Origin of the sequence: Ornithinicoccus halotolerans (genome assembly GCF_009602535.1) — a bacterium.
In the GTDB taxonomy this organism is placed as follows: domain Bacteria; phylum Actinomycetota; class Actinomycetes; order Actinomycetales; family Dermatophilaceae; genus Ornithinicoccus; species Ornithinicoccus halotolerans.
This window is the reverse complement of sequence record NZ_WIQI01000066.1, coordinates 1-15876: the sequence shown is the minus strand read 5'-3', so window position 1 is coordinate 15876 and position 15876 is coordinate 1. Positions and strand designations below refer to the sequence as shown.

13 protein-coding genes and 1 pseudogene are annotated in these 15876 nt (G+C 73.9%); 11 read left to right on the top strand and 3 right to left on the bottom strand.

Going from position 1 to position 15876, the window contains the following annotated elements; translation table 11 throughout:
- Positions 1-515 (bottom strand): annotated as a pseudogene (locus GFJ45_RS11265) (hypothetical protein); the annotation flags it as partial.
- A gap of 408 nt (positions 516-923) precedes the next feature.
- Between GFJ45_RS11265 and hrpA the strand changes: the two are divergent.
- From hrpA to GFJ45_RS11230, 7 genes are all read left to right on the top strand, one after another.
- Entirely contained in the window at positions 924-5042 is a 4119-nt protein-coding gene (gene hrpA, locus GFJ45_RS11260; protein WP_153397227.1) for an ATP-dependent RNA helicase HrpA, read from the top strand.
- An 83-nt stretch (positions 5043-5125) separates the two neighbouring features.
- On the top strand, positions 5126-5509 hold the full coding sequence (locus tag GFJ45_RS11255; RefSeq protein WP_153397225.1) for a YkvA family protein: 384 nt from the start codon (positions 5126-5128) through the stop codon (positions 5507-5509).
- 92 nt (positions 5510-5601) lie between these two features.
- Positions 5602-7182 carry a sodium-dependent transporter gene (locus GFJ45_RS11250; RefSeq protein ID WP_153397223.1) on the top strand — a complete coding sequence of 527 codons (1581 nt, stop codon included), beginning with the start codon at positions 5602-5604 and terminating at the stop codon, positions 7180-7182.
- Positions 7179-7358 carry a methionine/alanine import family NSS transporter small subunit gene (locus tag GFJ45_RS11245; protein WP_153397221.1) on the top strand — a complete coding sequence of 60 codons (180 nt, stop codon included), beginning with the start codon at positions 7179-7181 and terminating at the stop codon, positions 7356-7358. The genes GFJ45_RS11250 and GFJ45_RS11245 overlap by 4 nt, the downstream gene beginning before the upstream one ends.
- Entirely contained in the window at positions 7355-8077 is a 723-nt protein-coding gene (locus GFJ45_RS11240) for a haloacid dehalogenase type II (protein WP_228386898.1), read from the top strand. Before GFJ45_RS11245 ends, GFJ45_RS11240 begins: the two co-directional genes overlap by 4 nt.
- A gap of 6 nt (positions 8078-8083) precedes the next feature.
- Positions 8084-8800, top strand: coding sequence for a CPBP family intramembrane glutamic endopeptidase (locus tag GFJ45_RS11235; RefSeq protein WP_153397219.1), 717 nt, complete (start codon positions 8084-8086; stop codon positions 8798-8800).
- 77 nt (positions 8801-8877) lie between these two features.
- Positions 8878-9066 carry a PspC domain-containing protein gene (locus GFJ45_RS11230; protein WP_153397217.1) on the top strand — a complete coding sequence of 63 codons (189 nt, stop codon included), beginning with the start codon at positions 8878-8880 and terminating at the stop codon, positions 9064-9066.
- Positions 9067-9087: 21 nt separating this feature from the next.
- Here the strand turns inward: GFJ45_RS11230 and GFJ45_RS11225 are convergent, their stop codons facing one another.
- Positions 9088-11283, bottom strand: coding sequence for a S9 family peptidase (locus GFJ45_RS11225; protein WP_407670395.1), 2196 nt, complete (start codon positions 11281-11283; stop codon positions 9088-9090).
- 173 nt (positions 11284-11456) lie between these two features.
- Between GFJ45_RS11225 and GFJ45_RS11220 the strand changes: the two genes are divergently transcribed.
- A complete protein-coding gene (locus GFJ45_RS11220; protein WP_153397213.1) occupies positions 11457-12395 on the top strand; it encodes a PAC2 family protein in 939 nt (312 codons plus the stop codon).
- A 3-nt stretch (positions 12396-12398) separates the two neighbouring features.
- On the opposite strand, the gene GFJ45_RS11215 is transcribed toward GFJ45_RS11220, so the two are convergent.
- Positions 12399-13373 carry a hypothetical protein gene (locus GFJ45_RS11215; RefSeq protein ID WP_153397211.1) on the bottom strand — a complete coding sequence of 325 codons (975 nt, stop codon included), beginning with the start codon at positions 13371-13373 and terminating at the stop codon, positions 12399-12401.
- A gap of 145 nt (positions 13374-13518) precedes the next feature.
- Between GFJ45_RS11215 and GFJ45_RS11210 the strand changes: the two genes are divergently transcribed.
- From GFJ45_RS11210 to GFJ45_RS11200, 3 genes are all read left to right on the top strand, one after another.
- Positions 13519-14223 (top strand): EcsC family protein, encoded by a 705-nt coding sequence (locus GFJ45_RS11210; RefSeq protein ID WP_228386897.1) that lies wholly within the window; start codon positions 13519-13521, stop codon positions 14221-14223.
- Between the two features lie 141 nt (positions 14224-14364).
- Positions 14365-15489: a DUF4192 domain-containing protein gene (locus GFJ45_RS11205; protein WP_153397209.1), complete on the top strand. Its 1125-nt coding sequence runs from the start codon at positions 14365-14367 to the stop codon at positions 15487-15489.
- A 20-nt stretch (positions 15490-15509) separates the two neighbouring features.
- A partial coding sequence (locus tag GFJ45_RS11200) for a DUF3093 family protein (protein WP_153397207.1) occupies positions 15510-15876 on the top strand: 367 nt, incomplete at its 3' end.

The following is a 15876-nucleotide window of genomic DNA, read 5'->3' as shown; positions in this document are numbered from 1 at the left end:
AGTGACCCGTCGGCGAGGCTGGACTCGTTGACGGCGCGTAGCTGCTGCAGTGCCTGGTCGCGGGAGGTGCGGGTGTGCTCGGGTAGGGCGACGTCGATGAGCCGGTCGGTGACCTTGGCCAGGTCGGTGTCGGTGTAGCCGGGGTCGGTGGCCACTCCCAGCAGCAGCCTGACCGCTGAGTCATAGCTGCCGTCCTCGGGCTGGTCGGGGTCACCGGCCCGGGGCAGTGCGGGGCGGACCTTGTCCAGGCACCGCAGCAGGCTGGCGGCCCGCCGGGGTGGTAGCTGCCCGGTGGTGACGGCGTCGCGGACCGGGCCGTGTCCGGGGTTGGTGGCGTGGTTGCAGACCGCGACCAGGTCGGCGACCTCCCGGTTCGAGGCCCACGGCAGCTGCTGGCAGAGCCAGTCATACAGCGACATGCCCTCGTCCAGGTGCAGCCCGCGACCGGCCGCTTCCAGGGCGACCCGGACGGTGACCTGGTCCAGGTCGGTGCGGAGCTGGGCCGCCTCGCCCATCCGGGCCTGCAGCTGCCCGGTCGTGGCACGGGCCAGCTGGCTCGCCTGTGCTTGGCCGCCGCCAACGCCACCCTGGCCCGCGCCAACGGCCCCTGCACCGGTTCAGTCGTCTCGGTCGCCACGAACGACTCCTGACCCGCCCCGGCCTGGCCGGGGCGGTCCAGCAGCAGCATGTCCCCACCGCCGGCATCCCCCTGCCCGCGGCCCCTGCCGGACCCACCACCACGCTCACCTGCGAACACGTGTCCAGCATCCCACCCGGGCCCGACAGTGCCCGCACCCTGGCCACAGCTGGGGACAATCAGTTCGGGCATGGTCCGGTGTGGATGGCCAGCTGGGACGTCGAGGTGGGCACCGGCGCGCTTGAGATACGGCCGACGGCCGAGGCTCACCACCTATCCTGGGAGCATGCCTGACCAGCCCGCGCCGTCGCCGCGGCCTGCCCGCGAGCAGGATCGGCAGCAGGGCGGACAGCAGGATCGGCAGCAGAGGGGAAAGCAGGATCAGCGCCAGCGCCAGCGCCAGCAGCAGGACGGAGACGGCGGCCGGCCACCGGGCAAGAGCCGGCGTCGACCGCGTGGTGGGAGCCGGCGAGGTCCGCGCGACGGTGGCAGCGCCCGCGCGCAGCACGTCGCGGCCCGCCGCGCCCGGGTGCCGGCGCGGATCGACTACCCGGCGCAGTTGCCGGTCGTCGAGCGGAAGGACGACATCGCCGCCGCCATCCGCGACCACCAGGTCGTCGTCGTGGCGGGGGAGACCGGGTCCGGCAAGACCACCCAGATCCCGAAGATCTGCCTTGAGCTCGGTCGCGGCGTGCAGGGCACGATCGGCCACACCCAGCCGCGGCGCATCGCCGCCCGGTCAGTCGCCGAGCGGGTCGCCGAGGAGCTGAAGATGGAGCTCGGGGCGGGCGTCGGCTACCAGGTCCGGTTCACCGACAAGTCCCGCCCCGACACCCTCGTGAAGGTGATGACCGACGGCATCCTGCTGTCGGAGCTGCAGCGGGACCGCGAGCTGCGCCGCTACGACACGATCATCGTCGACGAGGCTCACGAGCGAAGCCTCAACGTCGACTTCCTGCTCGGCTACCTGAAGCGGCTGCTGCCGCGTCGTCCGGACCTGAAGGTCATCATCACCTCGGCGACCATCGACGTGGAGCGGTTCGCCGAGCACTTCGCCACGCCTGACGGCACGCCCGCGCCGGTGGTCGAGGTGTCCGGGCGTACCTATCCGGTGGAGGTGCGGTACCGCCCGTTGGCACGGCCCGGGCCGGTGCAGCCCAACGGCACCCGCACGACCGTCGACGTGGACCAGGTCACCGGCATCGTGGAGGCGGTCGAGGAGCTGTGGACCCAGCCCGAGGCCTCCGACGGGGGACCGCAGGACATCCTGGTGTTCTGCTCGGGGGAGCGGGAGATCCGTGATGCCGCCGACGCCCTGGCCGGGCTGGACCTGCCGAGCACCGAGGTGGTTCCGCTCTACGGGCGGCTGTCGGCAGCCGAGCAGCACCGGGTCTTCGCGCCGCACGGTGGGCGGCGGATCGTGGTTGCGACCAACGTGGCCGAGACCTCGCTGACCGTGCCCGGGATCCGCTACGTGGTGGACTCCGGCACCGCCCGCATCAGCCGCTACAGCCAGCGGCTGAAGGTCCAGCGGTTGCCGATCGAGCCGATCAGCCAGGCGAGTGCGAACCAGCGGGCCGGTCGCTGCGGCCGGCTCGCCGACGGGGTCGCGATCCGGCTCTACTCGGAGGAGGACTACCAGGCCCGACCGGAGTTCACCGACCCCGAGATCCTGCGCACTAACCTGGCCAGCGTCATCCTGCAGATGATCGCGCTGGGGCTGGGGGAGATCAGCGACTTCCCGTTCGTGCAGCCGCCGGACTCCCGGCAGGTGGCCGACGGCGTGCGGCTGCTGACCGAGCTGCGCGCGATCGACCCGACGGCGCCGGCCGACCAGCCGCGGCGTCGGCTCACTCCGGACGGCCGGGCCATCGCCCGGCTGCCGGTCGACCCGAGGCTGGCGCGGATGCTGCTGGAGGCCGACCGGCACGGCGCGCTGCGCGAGGTGCTCCCGATCGTGGCGGCGCTGTCGATCCAGGACCCGCGCGAGCGGCCCAGCGAGAAGCAGACCCAGGCCGACCAGGCGCACGCCCGGTTCCGGGAGGGCGCCGAGGACAGCGACTTCCTGGTGCTGCTCAACCTGTGGCGCTACCTGCGCAACCAGCAGAAGGAGCTGTCCGGCAGCGCGTTCCGCCGGATGTGCCAGCGGGAGTTCCTGCACTACCTGCGGGTGCGGGAGTGGCAGGACCTGCACACCCAGCTGCTCCAGGCGTGCAAGGAGGTGGGCCTGCGCCGCAGCGACAACCCCGCCGGTCCGGACGCCGTCCACCAGAGCCTGCTGGCGGGCCTGCTCTCGCTGGTCGGCCTGCGCGACCCCGAGCGCCGCGACTACCTCGGCGCCCGCGGGGCCCGGTTCCACATCCAGCCCGGCTCGGTGCTGTTCAAGCGCAACCCCGACTGGGTGATGACCGCCGAGCTGGTGGAGACCACCCGGCTGTGGGCGCGGATCAACGCCGTCGTCGACCCGGCCTGGGTGGAGCGGGCCGCCCAGCACCTGGTCAAGCGCTCCTACTCCGAGCCCCGCTGGTCCCGTAGCCGCTCCGCCGCCGTGGCCGACGAGCGCGTCAGCCTCTACGGCGTCCCGCTGGTGGCCGGGCGCACCGTGGCCTACGGCCGGGTCGACCCCGAGGTGTCGCGGGACCTGTTCATCCGGCACGGTCTGGTCGAGGGCGACTGGGAGACCCGGCACGAGTTCTTCCACGCCAACCGGCGGCTGCTGCGCGAGCTCGGTGACCTGGAGGCCCGCGCCAGGCGGCGCGACATCGTGGTCGACGACGAGACGCTGGTGGCCTTCTACGACCAGCGGATCCCCGAGGAGGTGGTCTCCGGGGCCCACTTCGACGCCTGGTGGAAGCAGGCTCGCCGGGAGAACCCCGACCTGCTCACCTTCACCGAGGACACGGTCACCGCGGCCGGCGCCTCCGCGGTGAGCGAGCAGGACTACCCCGGGAGCTGGCGGCAGGGCGATCTCGAGCTGCGGTTGACCTACCAGTTCTCACCCGGCGCCGAGGCCGACGGTGTCACCTGCCACGTGCCGATCGAGGTGCTCAACCAGGTCTCCCCGGAGGGCTTCGAGTGGCAGGTGCCCGGGGTGCGCGAGGAGCTGGTCACCGCCCTCGTGCGGTCACTGCCCAAGGCGGTGCGCCGCAGCTTCGTGCCCGCCCCGGACCACGCCCGCGCCGCGCTGGCCGAGCTGCACGCGCAGGGGCGACCGGAGCCGCATACCGGCGAGCCGCCGCCGGGCCCGCTCGTGGAGGAGCTGGCCGACGTGCTCTCCCACCGCGGGCAGACCCGCGTCGACCCGGAGGACTTCGACCTGGGCCGGGTACCGGACCACCTGCGGGTGACGTTCCGGGTCGAGCGCCGGCAGGGCGGTAGCGGCGGAAGCAAGGGCGGGCGCAAACGCGGCGGCCGCGCCCGTTGGGAGACGCTGGCCGAGGGCAAGGACCTGGCCGCGCTGCAGGCCGAGCTCGCGCCGGCGGTGCGGACCACGATGGCGCGGGCCGGGGCGGCGATCGAGCGGCGCGGGCTCACCGACTGGACCGAGGAGATCGGCCGGCTGCCGGAGACCTTCGAGCAGAAGGTCGGCGGCAGGACGGTGCAGGGCTACCCCGCCCTCGTCGACACCGGCGAGGCGGTGGACCTGCAGGTGCTCGGCACCCCGTCGGAGCGGGACCGGGCGACCCTGCTGGGCATCCGCCGGCTGCTGCTGCTCAACATCACCCCGCCGTGGAAGCGGCTGCTCGCCCTGCTGACCAACGAGCAGAAGCTCGCGCTCGGGCACAACCCGCACGGCTCGGTCCCCGCGCTGCTGGAGGACGCCCTCGCCGCGGCGGTCGACTCCGTGGTCGCCGAGATGCCGGGGGCGACGGTGCGCGACCGGGCCGGGTTCGAGCAGGCGCTGGCGACCGTGCGGCAGCAGTCGGTGCCGCGGGTGCTGGAGATCGTCGAGCACCTGGTGCCGGTCCTCACGACGGCGCGCGAGGTGTCGCTGGCGCTGCAGCGGCTCACCGCCCCGGCGGCTGCCGAGATGGCCGCCGACCTGCGGCAGCAGCTGGACCGCCTGGTCCGGCCCGGCTTCGTCGCCGACACCGGCTACCACCGGCTGCCGCACCTGGTGCGGTACCTGCGGGCGATGGCCGAGCGGCTCGAGAAGGGCCCGCAGGACCTTGCCCGGGACCGGCAGCGGATGGCGGAGGTGCAGGTCGTCGAGGAGGAGCTCGCCGCCTTCCGCGACGGGCTGCCCGCGCACCGCCGCGCCGACCCCGACGTGGTCGATATCGCCTGGCAGGTCCAGGAGCTGCGGGTCTCGCTGTTCGCCCAGCGGCTCGGCACGCCCCGGCCGGTCTCGGCCAAGCGGATCTACACCGCGATGGACCGGGCCGAGGCCGCGACCGCGTCCTGAGGGGAACGCCATAGCCGGTCGAGGCGTTGATCCCTGCTGAAGCCCGGCAGCGGCGGGAGCGCCGCGGGAGCAGGAGGTGCAGCATGGCGACGACGACGGCACGCAGGTTCCGGTGGAAGGCCCTGCTCGGGGTCGCCTCGGCGGCGCGATCGGTGGCCCGCCCCGGCAGTCCTGGTCTGGGGGAGCGGCTGGCGGCACTGCCGCGGCTGGTAGCGGCGGTGCGCCGCGGCGACTACGCCGGCGCCGACCTCAAGCGGCTGCTGCTCATGGCCGGCGCAACCGGCTACGTCGTCTCACCGGTCGACCTCGTGCCGGAAGGGCTCCTCGGCGTGTTCGGCATCGGTGACGACCTGGTGGTGGTGAGCTGGCTGGCGGTCTCGCTGGTCAACCTGACCGATGACTTTCTGGCCTGGGAGCACGAGCACGGCCGTGGGCCGGGGGAGGTCATCGACGGCGAGGCCAGCTGAGGGGCGCTCTCGGCCGACCGCCGTCCCCCTGCGCTAGCGCCGCACGGCGGTGGCATCATCGGAGATTGACCGATCGCCACCGAGGAGGGCTGATGACCAGCAGCAGTGCCCCGGACACGGGCACCGAGGCCAGACGCGGGGCGTTCTCGTCCCGGACCGTGTTCATCCTCGCCGCCATCGGCTCGGCGGTGGGGCTGGGCAACATCTGGCGGTTCCCGTACGTGGCCTACGAGGGCGGTGGCGGGGCGTTCATCCTGCCCTACCTGGTCGCCCTGCTGACCGCTGGCCTGCCGTTCCTGCTGCTCGACTACGCGATGGGCCACCGCCACCGCGGCTCGGCGCCGTTGTCGTTCGCGCGGGCCCGGCGCGCGGCCGAGGGACTGGGCTGGTGGCAGGTGGGGATCTGCTTCGTCATCGCCGTCTACTACGCCGCCGTCATCGCCTGGGCGCTGCGCTACACCGGCTTCTCGGTGACCCAGGCCTGGGGTGAGGACCCGGAGGGCTTCTTCTTCACCGACTTCCTGCAGCTGGGCGACCCGGGTGTGGACATGGTGTTCGTGCCCGGGGTGCTGATCCCGATGCTGGCCGTCTGGCTCGGCCTGGCGGTGGTGATGGCCCTCGGCGTCCAGCGGGGCGTGGGCAAGGTCGCACTGATCTTCATGCCGGTCCTGCTGCTGGTCTTCCTCGCCCTGGTCGTGCAGGCGGTGCTGCTGCCCGGCGCCTCGGTCGGGCTGGAGGCGCTGTTCGCGCCCAACTGGGCCGCGCTGGCCGACCCGGGGGTGTGGGGAGCGGCGTACGGCCAGATCTTCTTCTCGCTCTCCATCGGGTTCGGGATCATGATCACCTACGCCTCCTACGTGGGGCGCGACACCGACATGACCGGGTCGGCGCTGGTCGTCGGGTTCTCCAACTCCGGGTTCGAGCTGCTCGCCGGCATCGGCGTGTTCTCCGCGCTGGGCTTCATGGCGCAGGCCTCCGGCGTGGCCGTCGGTGAGGTCGTGGCCTCGGGGGTGGGGCTGGCGTTCGTGGCGTTCCCGGCGATCATCAGCGAGGCCCCGGCCGGGGCAGTGCTGGGCGTGCTGTTCTTCGGCTCGCTGGTGCTGGCCGGCATCACCTCCCTCATCAGCGTCGTCGAGGTCGTGATCTCGGCGGTGCGCGACAAGTTCGAGCTCAGCCGCGGAGTCGCCACCTCCGTCGTGGTCGTCCCGACCTCGGTGATCAGCCTGCTGATGTTCAGCACCAGCAGCGGGCTGTACGTGCTCGACATCGCCGACCACTTCATCAACCGGTTCGGCATCCTGCTGGTGGCCGTGGTCAGCATGCTGGTGCTGACCTGGGCGCTGCGGCTGCTGCCGACGCTGGCCGACCACCTCAACCGGGTGGGGTCGGTGCGGCTGGGCGTCGGCTGGCGCGCGCTCGTCGGTGTGGTCGCGCCGATCGCTCTCGGGTACGTGCTCGTCGACGCGCTGCTGACCGACCTGCGCCAGCCCTACGAGGACTACCCGGCCTGGATGCTGGGTACCTTCGGGTGGGGCGCGGCCGTCGCCGTGCTCGTGCTCGGCTTCGTGCTGTCGGCGCTGCCGTGGCGGCGGGAGACCCCGCTGACCGTGGCGGCGCTGGACGCCGAGGAGGGCCTCAGACCGCCTGGTGCGGAGGAGGAGGTGACCCGATGAGCGGCGGTGCGATCGCGATGATGGCGCTGGCCATGCTGGTCCTGTGGGGCGGCCTGGCGCTGGCCGTGGTCAACCTGGTGGTGCGCTCGCCCGAGGGCGGTGGTCGGCACCAGACCGGCACGGGGCAGGACGCGGGGAAGGGCGGCCCGGCCGCTCCCCGGAGGGGAGCGCCGTGACCGTCGGCGAGGGTGAGGGGAGGCTGCCCCGGCCGGAGGTGGTGGTCCTCGACGTCAACGAGACGCTGTCGGACATGCGCCCGATGGCGGACCGGTTCGCCGAGGTGGGGGCACCCGGCCACCTGGCCGCGACGTGGTTCGCCTCGGTGCTGCGGGACGGGTTCGCGCTCGCCGCGGCGGGCACCAGCGCCCCGTTCGCGCAGATCGCGCGCGAGATGCTGCGCCAGCAGCTCGCCGCGGCCGACCTCGAGCTGGACCGGGACCTGGACGCCGCGGCCGACCACGTGCTCGACGGGTTCGGCCAGCTGGACGTGCACCCCGACGTGGTGCCGGGCCTGACCGCCCTCGACGAGCTCGGGGTGCGCCTGGTGACCCTCACCAACGGCGCCACGTCGGTCGCCGAGGGGCTGCTGGAGCGCGCCGGCGCGCGCGACCGCATCGAGCGGTTCATGTCAGTGGACGAGGCCGGGCTGTGGAAGCCGGCGCCGGCGTCCTACCACTACGCCCTCGAGCAGTGCGGCGTGACCGCCTCCGAGGCGATGCTGGTCGCGGTGCACCCGTGGGACGTCGACGGTGCGCGGCGGGCCGGGCTGCGGGCCGCGTGGGTGCGCCGGGCCGGCCGCGGGGACGCCCCCTCGCCGTCGTACCCAGGACACTTCGAGGCGCCAGAGCTGACCGTCGAGTCGCTGGTGGAGCTCGCCGACCGGATGCGCGACTGACCCGCCGTGGGACCCCGGGGCCCCGTCACGGCCGCGACCTTCGCGAGGCGGGTCCAGTTCCGCGACGTGCTCTGGTTCGCCGGCGCCCTGGTCGTGCCCGCCGTGGTGGGGGTGGCGGGCCTGCTGGCCGCTGCCGCGCTCGGCGTGCTGGGGCAGCGCGGGTTCCTCATCTGGTTCCTCCCGGTGGCCGCGCTCCTCAGCGGCCTGGCGACGTGGCTGGTGGCCCGCCGCCGAGGGTGGGGCTGGCGCGACCTCGGGCTGGTGCGCGGTCGGCGCTCGCCGTGGCACCTGGCCTGGGAGGTTCCCGTCGCCTGGCTGGTGGCGGTGGTCCCTGCCATCGCGGTAGCCAGCGCCATCGGGCTGCAGCCGTCCGCGCGGTCCGACACCGCCACGCAGGAGGCGATCCGCTTCGGCCCCCCGGCCTCGATGGTGCTGACGGTCCTCGCGGTGGCCGTGGTCGTGCCGCTGCTCGAGGAGGTCGTGTTCCGGCGGATGCTGTACGGCTGGCTCGAGGGCTGGGCGGGCTGGCCGGTGGCAGTCGTCGGCTCGACGCTGTGCTTCGCGGCCGCGCACGGGATCCCCGTCGTCATGGTCATCGTGGGCGCGGTCGGGCTGGCCGCCGCCGTGCTGGTGCGGGTGCACCGCTCGCTCTGGCCGGGGCTGGTGCTGCACAGCGCGAACAACCTGCTGGTCGCCGTGCTGGTGCTGGCCGGCCTCCGTTGACGCTCCCGACCGCGGCCGGTTGCGCGGGCGGGCCGACCGGGTGATGCTGAGGTCCCGACCGACCCGAGGAGGTCACCATGGGCGGACTGGTCAGATCGCGTGACCGCGTCATCGCCGGTGTCTGCGCCGGGCTGGCGCGACGGTTCGGGATGAGCCCGACGACGATGCGGCTCATCTTCGTGCTCAGCATCCTGCTGCCCGGCCCGCAGGTCGTGATCTACCTGGTGCTGTGGTTGATCATGCCGGACGAGCGCAGCCGGCCGTAGCGGCCCGCACTCACCCGGCGGTCAGTCCGCGGCGGCCGACTCGTCCTGCTCGGTGGCGGCGCGCGCCTCCTGCTGCTCCTCGGCGGCTTCCTCGAGCTGCTCGGGCGTGGCCGGCGTGCGGCCCAGCACCTGCGGCAGCTGTGGGGCCTGCTGGCCGAGCACGTGCTCGGCCAGGAACCCGCTGACGACCTGGTACCAGACCTTGGCGTGCTGCGGGGCGAGGATCCAGTGGTTCTCGTGCGGGAAGTACAGGAACCGGTGGGCCGCACGGCCCTGCTCGTCGGCCGGCAGCCCGGAACGGGACAGCAGGTCGTACCACAGCCGCAGCCCCTCGCCGATCGGCACCCGGTAGTCCTTGTCCCCGTGGATGACCAGCATCGGGGTCACGATCTGCTCCACGAACCGGTGCGGGGAGTGCGCCAGTGCCATCTCCTCGGTCATCTCCCGCGCCCAGTAGAAGGCCGCGTCGGTCGTGGGCCCGAACTGGTCCAGCGCCCACAGCGAGGCGTGGGTGACGATCGCCTGGAACCGGTCGGTGTGCCCGGCCACCCAGTTGGCCATGTAGCCACCGAAGGAACCACCCATCGCCGCGGTCCGGGTCTCGTCGATGTCGGGCCTGGCCACGGCGCTGTCGGTGATCGCCATCAGGTCGGTGTAGGGCTCCGCGCCCCAGCGGCCCCAGCCGCGCTCGATGAAGTCCTGCCCGTAGCCGGTGGACAGCGCGGGGTCCGGAAGCAGCACGGCGTAGCCCTGGGCCACCATCAGCCACGGGTTCCAGCGCCAGGTCCAGGCGTTCCACGAGCCGAGCGGGCCGCCGTGGATCCACAGCAGCATCGGCACCGGGCCGTCGGCGTCCACGACCTCCCGGTGCGGCAGCGCGAGCCAGCCGCGCACCGGGGTGCCGTCCGCAGTAATGGTCTCGACCTCCTCCAGCCGACCGGGCAGCTCCGGACGGCTGACGGGACCGGGCAGTGCGGTCACCTCGCCGGAGCCGAGGTCGATGCGCACCACCTCGGCGGGGTACTGGTAGCTGCTGCGCACGCCGTAGCCGGTGCGGCCGTCGGGGGAGAGCACCAGCTCGCTGTAGGCGGCGTCGTCCCGCGTCAGCTGCCGGACGTCACCGGTGGCGACGTCGACGGCGAAGACCGGGCAGCGGCCCTGGTCGTCGGCCACGCAGTAGACGGTGGCGCCGTCCGGGCTCCAGGCCTTGGCGTGCGGCCACCGGTCCCAGTCTGGTGCCAGCGCGGTCCGCTCGCCGGTGGCCAGATCGAGCACCATCAGCTGGGGGCGGGTGGCGCGGTCGGGGGTGGACTGCCGCTCCTCGATGATGATCGCGCGGCCGCTGTCGGGACTGACCGGGCCGGGCGCGAAGTCCACGCCGTCCTCGTCCAGCAGCACCTGCCGGGTGCCGGTGGCCAGGTCCACCCGGGCCAACACCTCCCGGCGCTCGGCGCGGCCGACCGGCTGGCTCAGCTGCACCAGGGCGAAGCTGCCGTCAGGAGCGAGCTGGGTCTGCTGGGCGGCCAGCGTGGCGCCGACGTCCGGGGTGACCGAGCGCAGCCGCACCGGTGGCCGGTAGTCCACGGTGGTCGGGTGCGGCGGCAGCGACTCCTCGTCCCGCTCGGCCACGTGCAGCTGCGGCGCGGCCGGGCCCAGGTCGTGGTCCCAGAACCGGACCGGGTAGCCCTCGTGCAGGATCGCGTCGACGTGGCCCTCCTTGCGCACCTTGTGCAGCGCGGCGTGGGAGGTCTCGTCGGTGGCACCGGCCAGCACCGGGGCGGTGACCACGGTGACGTCGGCGTCACGGGCGCACTGCACCCGGCCGACGCCGCCGGGGCGGGTGAGCACCACCCGGGCCTCGCCGCCCTCGGCGGGCTTCTGCCACAGCGCCACGCTGGGCTGGTCGTCGTCCCGGTCGGGGTCGGGCCGCGCGGAGGTGAAGTACAGGTCACCGCGGGCGTTGAAGGCCGCGCCGGACTCGCCCCGGGCGCTGCGGGTGATGCGGTGCGCCGGGCGTTCGCCGGTGGGGTCCAGTCCCCACACCGCGGTGGCGTAGCCGTCACCCTTGCGGCTCATCGTCGCCACGGTGGTCACCAGCCGGGTGCCGTCGGGGCTGATGGCCAACCCCGCCAGACGGGGGTGCGCCACGTACCGGTCAAGGTCGTGGAACACGGTGGAACGAGGCCCCTCAGTCGTCATAAGTTCAACAGGTATCATCCGCGGCCGTCAGCGACATCATCCGAGGGCGGGTTCCTTGCCAAATTGTGACCTGCTGCTGAGCCGGGGTGCGAGGCGGCGGCGACCGGTGGGCCGCGACGGGCGGAAGAATGACCCACCTCAGGACGTTGCACCGGTGAGCACACCACCCGCGTGGAAGGACGGACCGACCCGTGATCGACCCGAGCTCGCTGTACCGGCTGGAGGACGACGCCGCCGCGCAGCCGACGCACACGCCGCTGCTCGTCGTGGCACTGGACGGCTTCATTGACGCCGGGGAGGTGCGTGAGCAGATCTCCGAGCACCTGCTGGAGACGCTCGACGACCGCCACGTCGTGGCCAGCTTCGACGTCGACGAGCTGGTCGACTACCGGGGCCGGCGCCCCGCGATGACGTTCGACCGGGACCACTGGGCCGACTACGCCGACCCCTCGCTGCTGCTCTACCGGATGATCGACCACGCCGGCACCCCCTTCCTGCTGCTGCACGGGGTGGAGCCCGACTACCGCTGGGAGGCCTTCGCCGAGGCGGTCCGGCAGATCTGCCTGGCCTTCGGCGTGCGGCGCATGGTCAGCGCCCATGGCATCCCGATGGCCGTGCCGCACACCCGCCCGGTCGGCATGACCCGGTTCTCCTCCAACCCCGAGGCGCTGGCCGGCCAGGAGGCCTTCTTCGGCCAGGTGCAGGTGCCAGGCAGCGCCGACACGCTGCTGCACGTCCGGCTCGCCGAGGCCGGCGTCGAGACCTACGGCCTGGCCGTGCACGTCCCGCACTACCTGTCCCAGGCCCGCTTCGGCGACGCCGCGGTGTCCGCGCTGGACGCGCTGCTGGCCTACACCGGTCTGGAGGTGCCGACCGCCGACCTGGTCGCCGCGGCCGGACTCAACCGCGCCGAGATCACCAAGGAGGTCGCCGCCTCCACGGAGGTCTCCGAGGTGGTCGGGGAGCTGGAGGAGCGCTACGACCGGTTCCTGGAGGGACAGCGGCGCCGCAGCCTGCTGGCGGCCGAAGTCGCCGACCTGCCCTCCGCCGACGAGATCGGCGCCGAGTTCGAGCAGTTCCTGCGCGAGGCCACCGACGGCGAGGACCGCTCCGGCGACGAGCGCGAGTAGCCGCTACCAGGTCCAGGGGCGCTGCTGCCGCTCGGTGCGGTCGGCGCCGTCGCGTTCGTCGTCATGCCCGCCGTCGCGGCGGCCCTGCTGGTCCTCGTGCCCGGGACCCTCAGGGCCACTCTCCGTGCGCTCCGGCCCGCTGCCGTAGGGCTGCCCCGTGGGGGGTGGCAGCTCGGACAGCGGCCGCGCTTCGGTCCCGCCCGGGTAGCCGCCTGGCTGCGGGTAGCCGCCCGGTTGCGGCGGCGGGCCGTAGGGGTCGGCCGGGCTACCGCCCGGTGCACCCGCGTGGCGGTACGGCCCCGGCGTCCCCGGAGCCGCGTACGGGTCGGTGGCCCAGTGGCCCTGCTGCCCCGGCGGCGCGTACGGGTCGATGCCGGGGTGGGCGGCCGAGTGCCGCTCCGGCGGCCCGTACGGGTAGGGACCCATCGGCGCGACCTGCCCAGACCCTGGCCTTCCGCGTGAGGTGCGCGCGGCCAGCAGTGCCCCCAGGCCGAGCAGCACCGCCACGGCCAGCACGATGATGCCGCTCACCAGGCCCGCGGTGCCGACCAGCCCGGGAGCGACCGTCCGGTCGGCGCGCGGCCCGGCGTAGACGGCCTGGTCGGTGCCCTCGCAGGCCAGCTCGTAGCGGCCGGGCTCCATGCCCTCCGGGCTGCGGGCTACCTCGTAGAACGGCGTACCGGACACGTCCACCGCGAACGTCTCCACGGGCCGCTCGAACGTGTAGCTGGTGCCCCCCTCCTCCGCGGCCCGGCACACTGCCTGCTGTCGGACCGCGTCCTGCCGGGAGTAGACCGACATGCCCTGCTCACCCACGGTGACCGTCTGCCCGGCGTTAAACCCCCGCATGTGCGGCGTGGCCGTCGTCAGCAGCCCGACCACCCCGAGGGTGAGCAGGACGATCCCGAGCGCCGCCAGGCCGGCGGCGACCAGGCCCAGCAGGCGGGCGCTCCGGCCGCGTGCGCTGTCGCTCCCCATGGTCGGTCAACCTACTGCACCGCACCGACCCCTGGCCGCCACGACTCCCGGGTGCACCCTCCGGCCGGCCGGGGCACGATGGAGTCGCAGCACGTGCCGGCAGCAGCCGGCCGCGCCCAGGACGCTGCAGGAGGAGGACGACGACGTGGCCGCGACCGACCGGGAGGGCACCAGCACCCCGAAGGCCCCGACCGAGGAGGGGATGACCGCCCGCACCGCCCAGGGGCTGGTGGACAAGCTGATGGACATCGGCATCGACGGGCTGGGACCGCTGGACTCGGTGCAGCAGGTGGTGGCCGAGGCACTGCGGGAGCACCCTGACCGGGAGCGGGCCATCGACGCGATCTGCAAGAAGCACATCAAGGCGGCCGCGGGCGGCGGGTTCGTCACCGGCGTCGGGGGCCTGTTCACGCTGCCGGTGGCGCTGCCGGCCAACATCGTCGAGTTCTACGTGCTGGCCACCCGCATGGTGGCCAGCGTGGCGACCGTGCGCGGGTACGAGATCACCCGGCCGGAGGTGCGCTCGGCCGTGCTGCTGGCGCTGGTCGGCGCCGACTCCCAGGAGTTGCTGCGCAAGGCCGGCGTCCCCACCGGCGGACGGCTGGCCCAGCTGGCGATGAAGAACCTCCCGCAGACCGCGATCATGATCATCAACAAGGGGGTCGGCTTCCGGATCGCCACCCAGCTGGGCGCCCGCACCCTGGGCCGGCTGGGCCGCGCGGTCCCCCTCGCCGGCGGCGTGATCGGCGCCGGCCTGGACGGCTGGCTGATGAACAAGATCGCCGACCACGCCCGCGAGGAGTTCCCGCCCCGGGCGCTGTCCGCCGGTGAGGACGTGGGCCAGGCCTAGCAGCCCCCCGCCGCCCGGTCGCAGGTCCCCATCGTCCCGGGGCGGTGCGGCGGGTCCCCACCGCCACGGGTCAGCGGCGGGTCTCCACAGCACCGGGTGCCGCGATGGGCGGGCGCCCGCGGCGGGAGCAGCGTGGCCACCATGACGACCACGCCCCGCGCGACGGCCTCCGTCCGCAGCCCTGCCGAGCTGATCACGCTGCTGCCCTACCAGCTGGGCTACCGGCCACGGAGCAGCCTGGTCATGGTGACCATGCACGACCTGCCGGGAGGGGGCGCCACCGTCGGCCCGGTGATGCGCGTCGACCTTCCCGTCGACAGCGAGGAGGCGCCGGCCGACCAGGCGCTGGAGGAGCTCGGCAGGCAGCTGCTGCAGGTGCTGCACTCCCACGGCCTCGGCACCGTGCTGCTGGTCGCGTTCGAGGACGAGGCGGCCGACGAGGACGCCACCGCCACGCTGGCCCACCTGGCGGCCCTGTGCACCGAGACGGGGACGGCCCAGCTGGCAGCGGTGGCCCGGGTGCGGGGGGAGCGGTGGTGTCGGCTCGACGTCGACGGGCAGCCCTCCCCGGAGGCCACCGACCCGGCCTGGCAGCTGCTGCCCGAGCCGGCGGACGTGCCGGCGGTCGCCGAGTTCGTGCTGCTCGGGCGCAGTCCGGTCGCTGACAGGCAGTCGCTGTGCCGGCCACTGGACGAGGACGGTCCGGTGCTCACGCACGCGGCGGTCCGGCGGGCGCTGTCCGGGTCCGGCACGGATACCGGACAGCTGCTCCGGGACGAGCGGGAGGAGCCCGGCCGGGAGCGCGCCGACCGGTGGGCCGCAATCTGGGCGCACGTGCTCCGGGAGGGCCCGGAGGACCTTGACGCCGGCGAGCTGGCGCTGCTCGTCGGGTCGCTGCGCTCGCTGCCGTTCCGCGACGCTCTGCTGTGGTGGCTGACCCCGGGCTCGGCCACCCGGCCCACGACGCACCAACCACGGCCCGAGGTGGTCCGGGTACTCCGGGCGATGCTGCCGGGTGAGCGACCCGCCCTGCCGGCCTTGCTGGAGCGGTTGCACGCGTTGGCGGTGCGGTTCCCGCGGGAGCACCGCGGGCCGGTGCTGGCCGTGCTCGGGGTGGTCGCCTGGTGGCACGGCGAGGGCACGGTCGCCAACATCGCGGTCGAGCGGGCGCTGCGGCAGGAACCGCGGTACGGGCTCGCGCTGCTGCTCGACGTGGCGCTGCAGCGGGCCGTCCCGCCGCCGGGATACCGGCCCGGTCCCGGCTGAGCGGCTCCTACGATGTCGGCGTGATCCGGTACGAGGAGCGCCGCGCCGGCGCCCGCGCCTGGCTGGTGCTGGGCGCACTGTGCGTCCTCAGCTGGCTGCTGTTGTGGTCCTTCGACCCCTCCGCGTGGACGGTCCCCACCCTGGTGGTGGCGGTCCCCGGCGTCCTGGTCGCCGCCGTACTCCTGCTGCTCCGACGCGGCGGCACCGTGCGGCTCACGGACGAGGAGCTGCGCGCCGGAGGGCGCACCGTCGCGCTGGTCGACATCGCCCCGGGCACGGTGACCGCCCCCGGGGCGGCGCTGCGGGGGCGCCGGCCGGACGGCCGGCGTCACCCGCAGCGCCTGAGCGGCCCCGTCGAAGGTCCCCGCCCGGATGACCGCCGCCAGC

Excerpts from the sequence above, each read along its gene's own strand:
- GFJ45_RS11205 (WP_153397209.1), top strand. The coding sequence starts at position 14,365 with ATGACGACCACGCCCCGCGCGACGGCCTCCGTCCGCAGCCCTGCCGAG.
- GFJ45_RS11230 (WP_153397217.1), top strand. The coding sequence starts at position 8,878 with ATGGGCGGACTGGTCAGATCGCGTGACCGCGTCATCGCCGGTGTCTGC.
- hrpA (WP_153397227.1), top strand. The coding sequence starts at position 924 with ATGCCTGACCAGCCCGCGCCGTCGCCGCGGCCTGCCCGCGAGCAGGAT.
- GFJ45_RS11225 (WP_407670395.1), bottom strand. The coding sequence starts at position 11,283 with ATGATACCTGTTGAACTTATGACGACTGAGGGGCCTCGTTCCACCGTG.
- GFJ45_RS11255 (WP_153397225.1), top strand. The coding sequence starts at position 5,126 with ATGGCGACGACGACGGCACGCAGGTTCCGGTGGAAGGCCCTGCTCGGG.
- GFJ45_RS11245 (WP_153397221.1), top strand. The coding sequence starts at position 7,179 with ATGAGCGGCGGTGCGATCGCGATGATGGCGCTGGCCATGCTGGTCCTG.
- GFJ45_RS11250 (WP_153397223.1), top strand. The coding sequence starts at position 5,602 with ATGACCAGCAGCAGTGCCCCGGACACGGGCACCGAGGCCAGACGCGGG.
- GFJ45_RS11215 (WP_153397211.1), bottom strand. The coding sequence starts at position 13,373 with ATGGGGAGCGACAGCGCACGCGGCCGGAGCGCCCGCCTGCTGGGCCTG.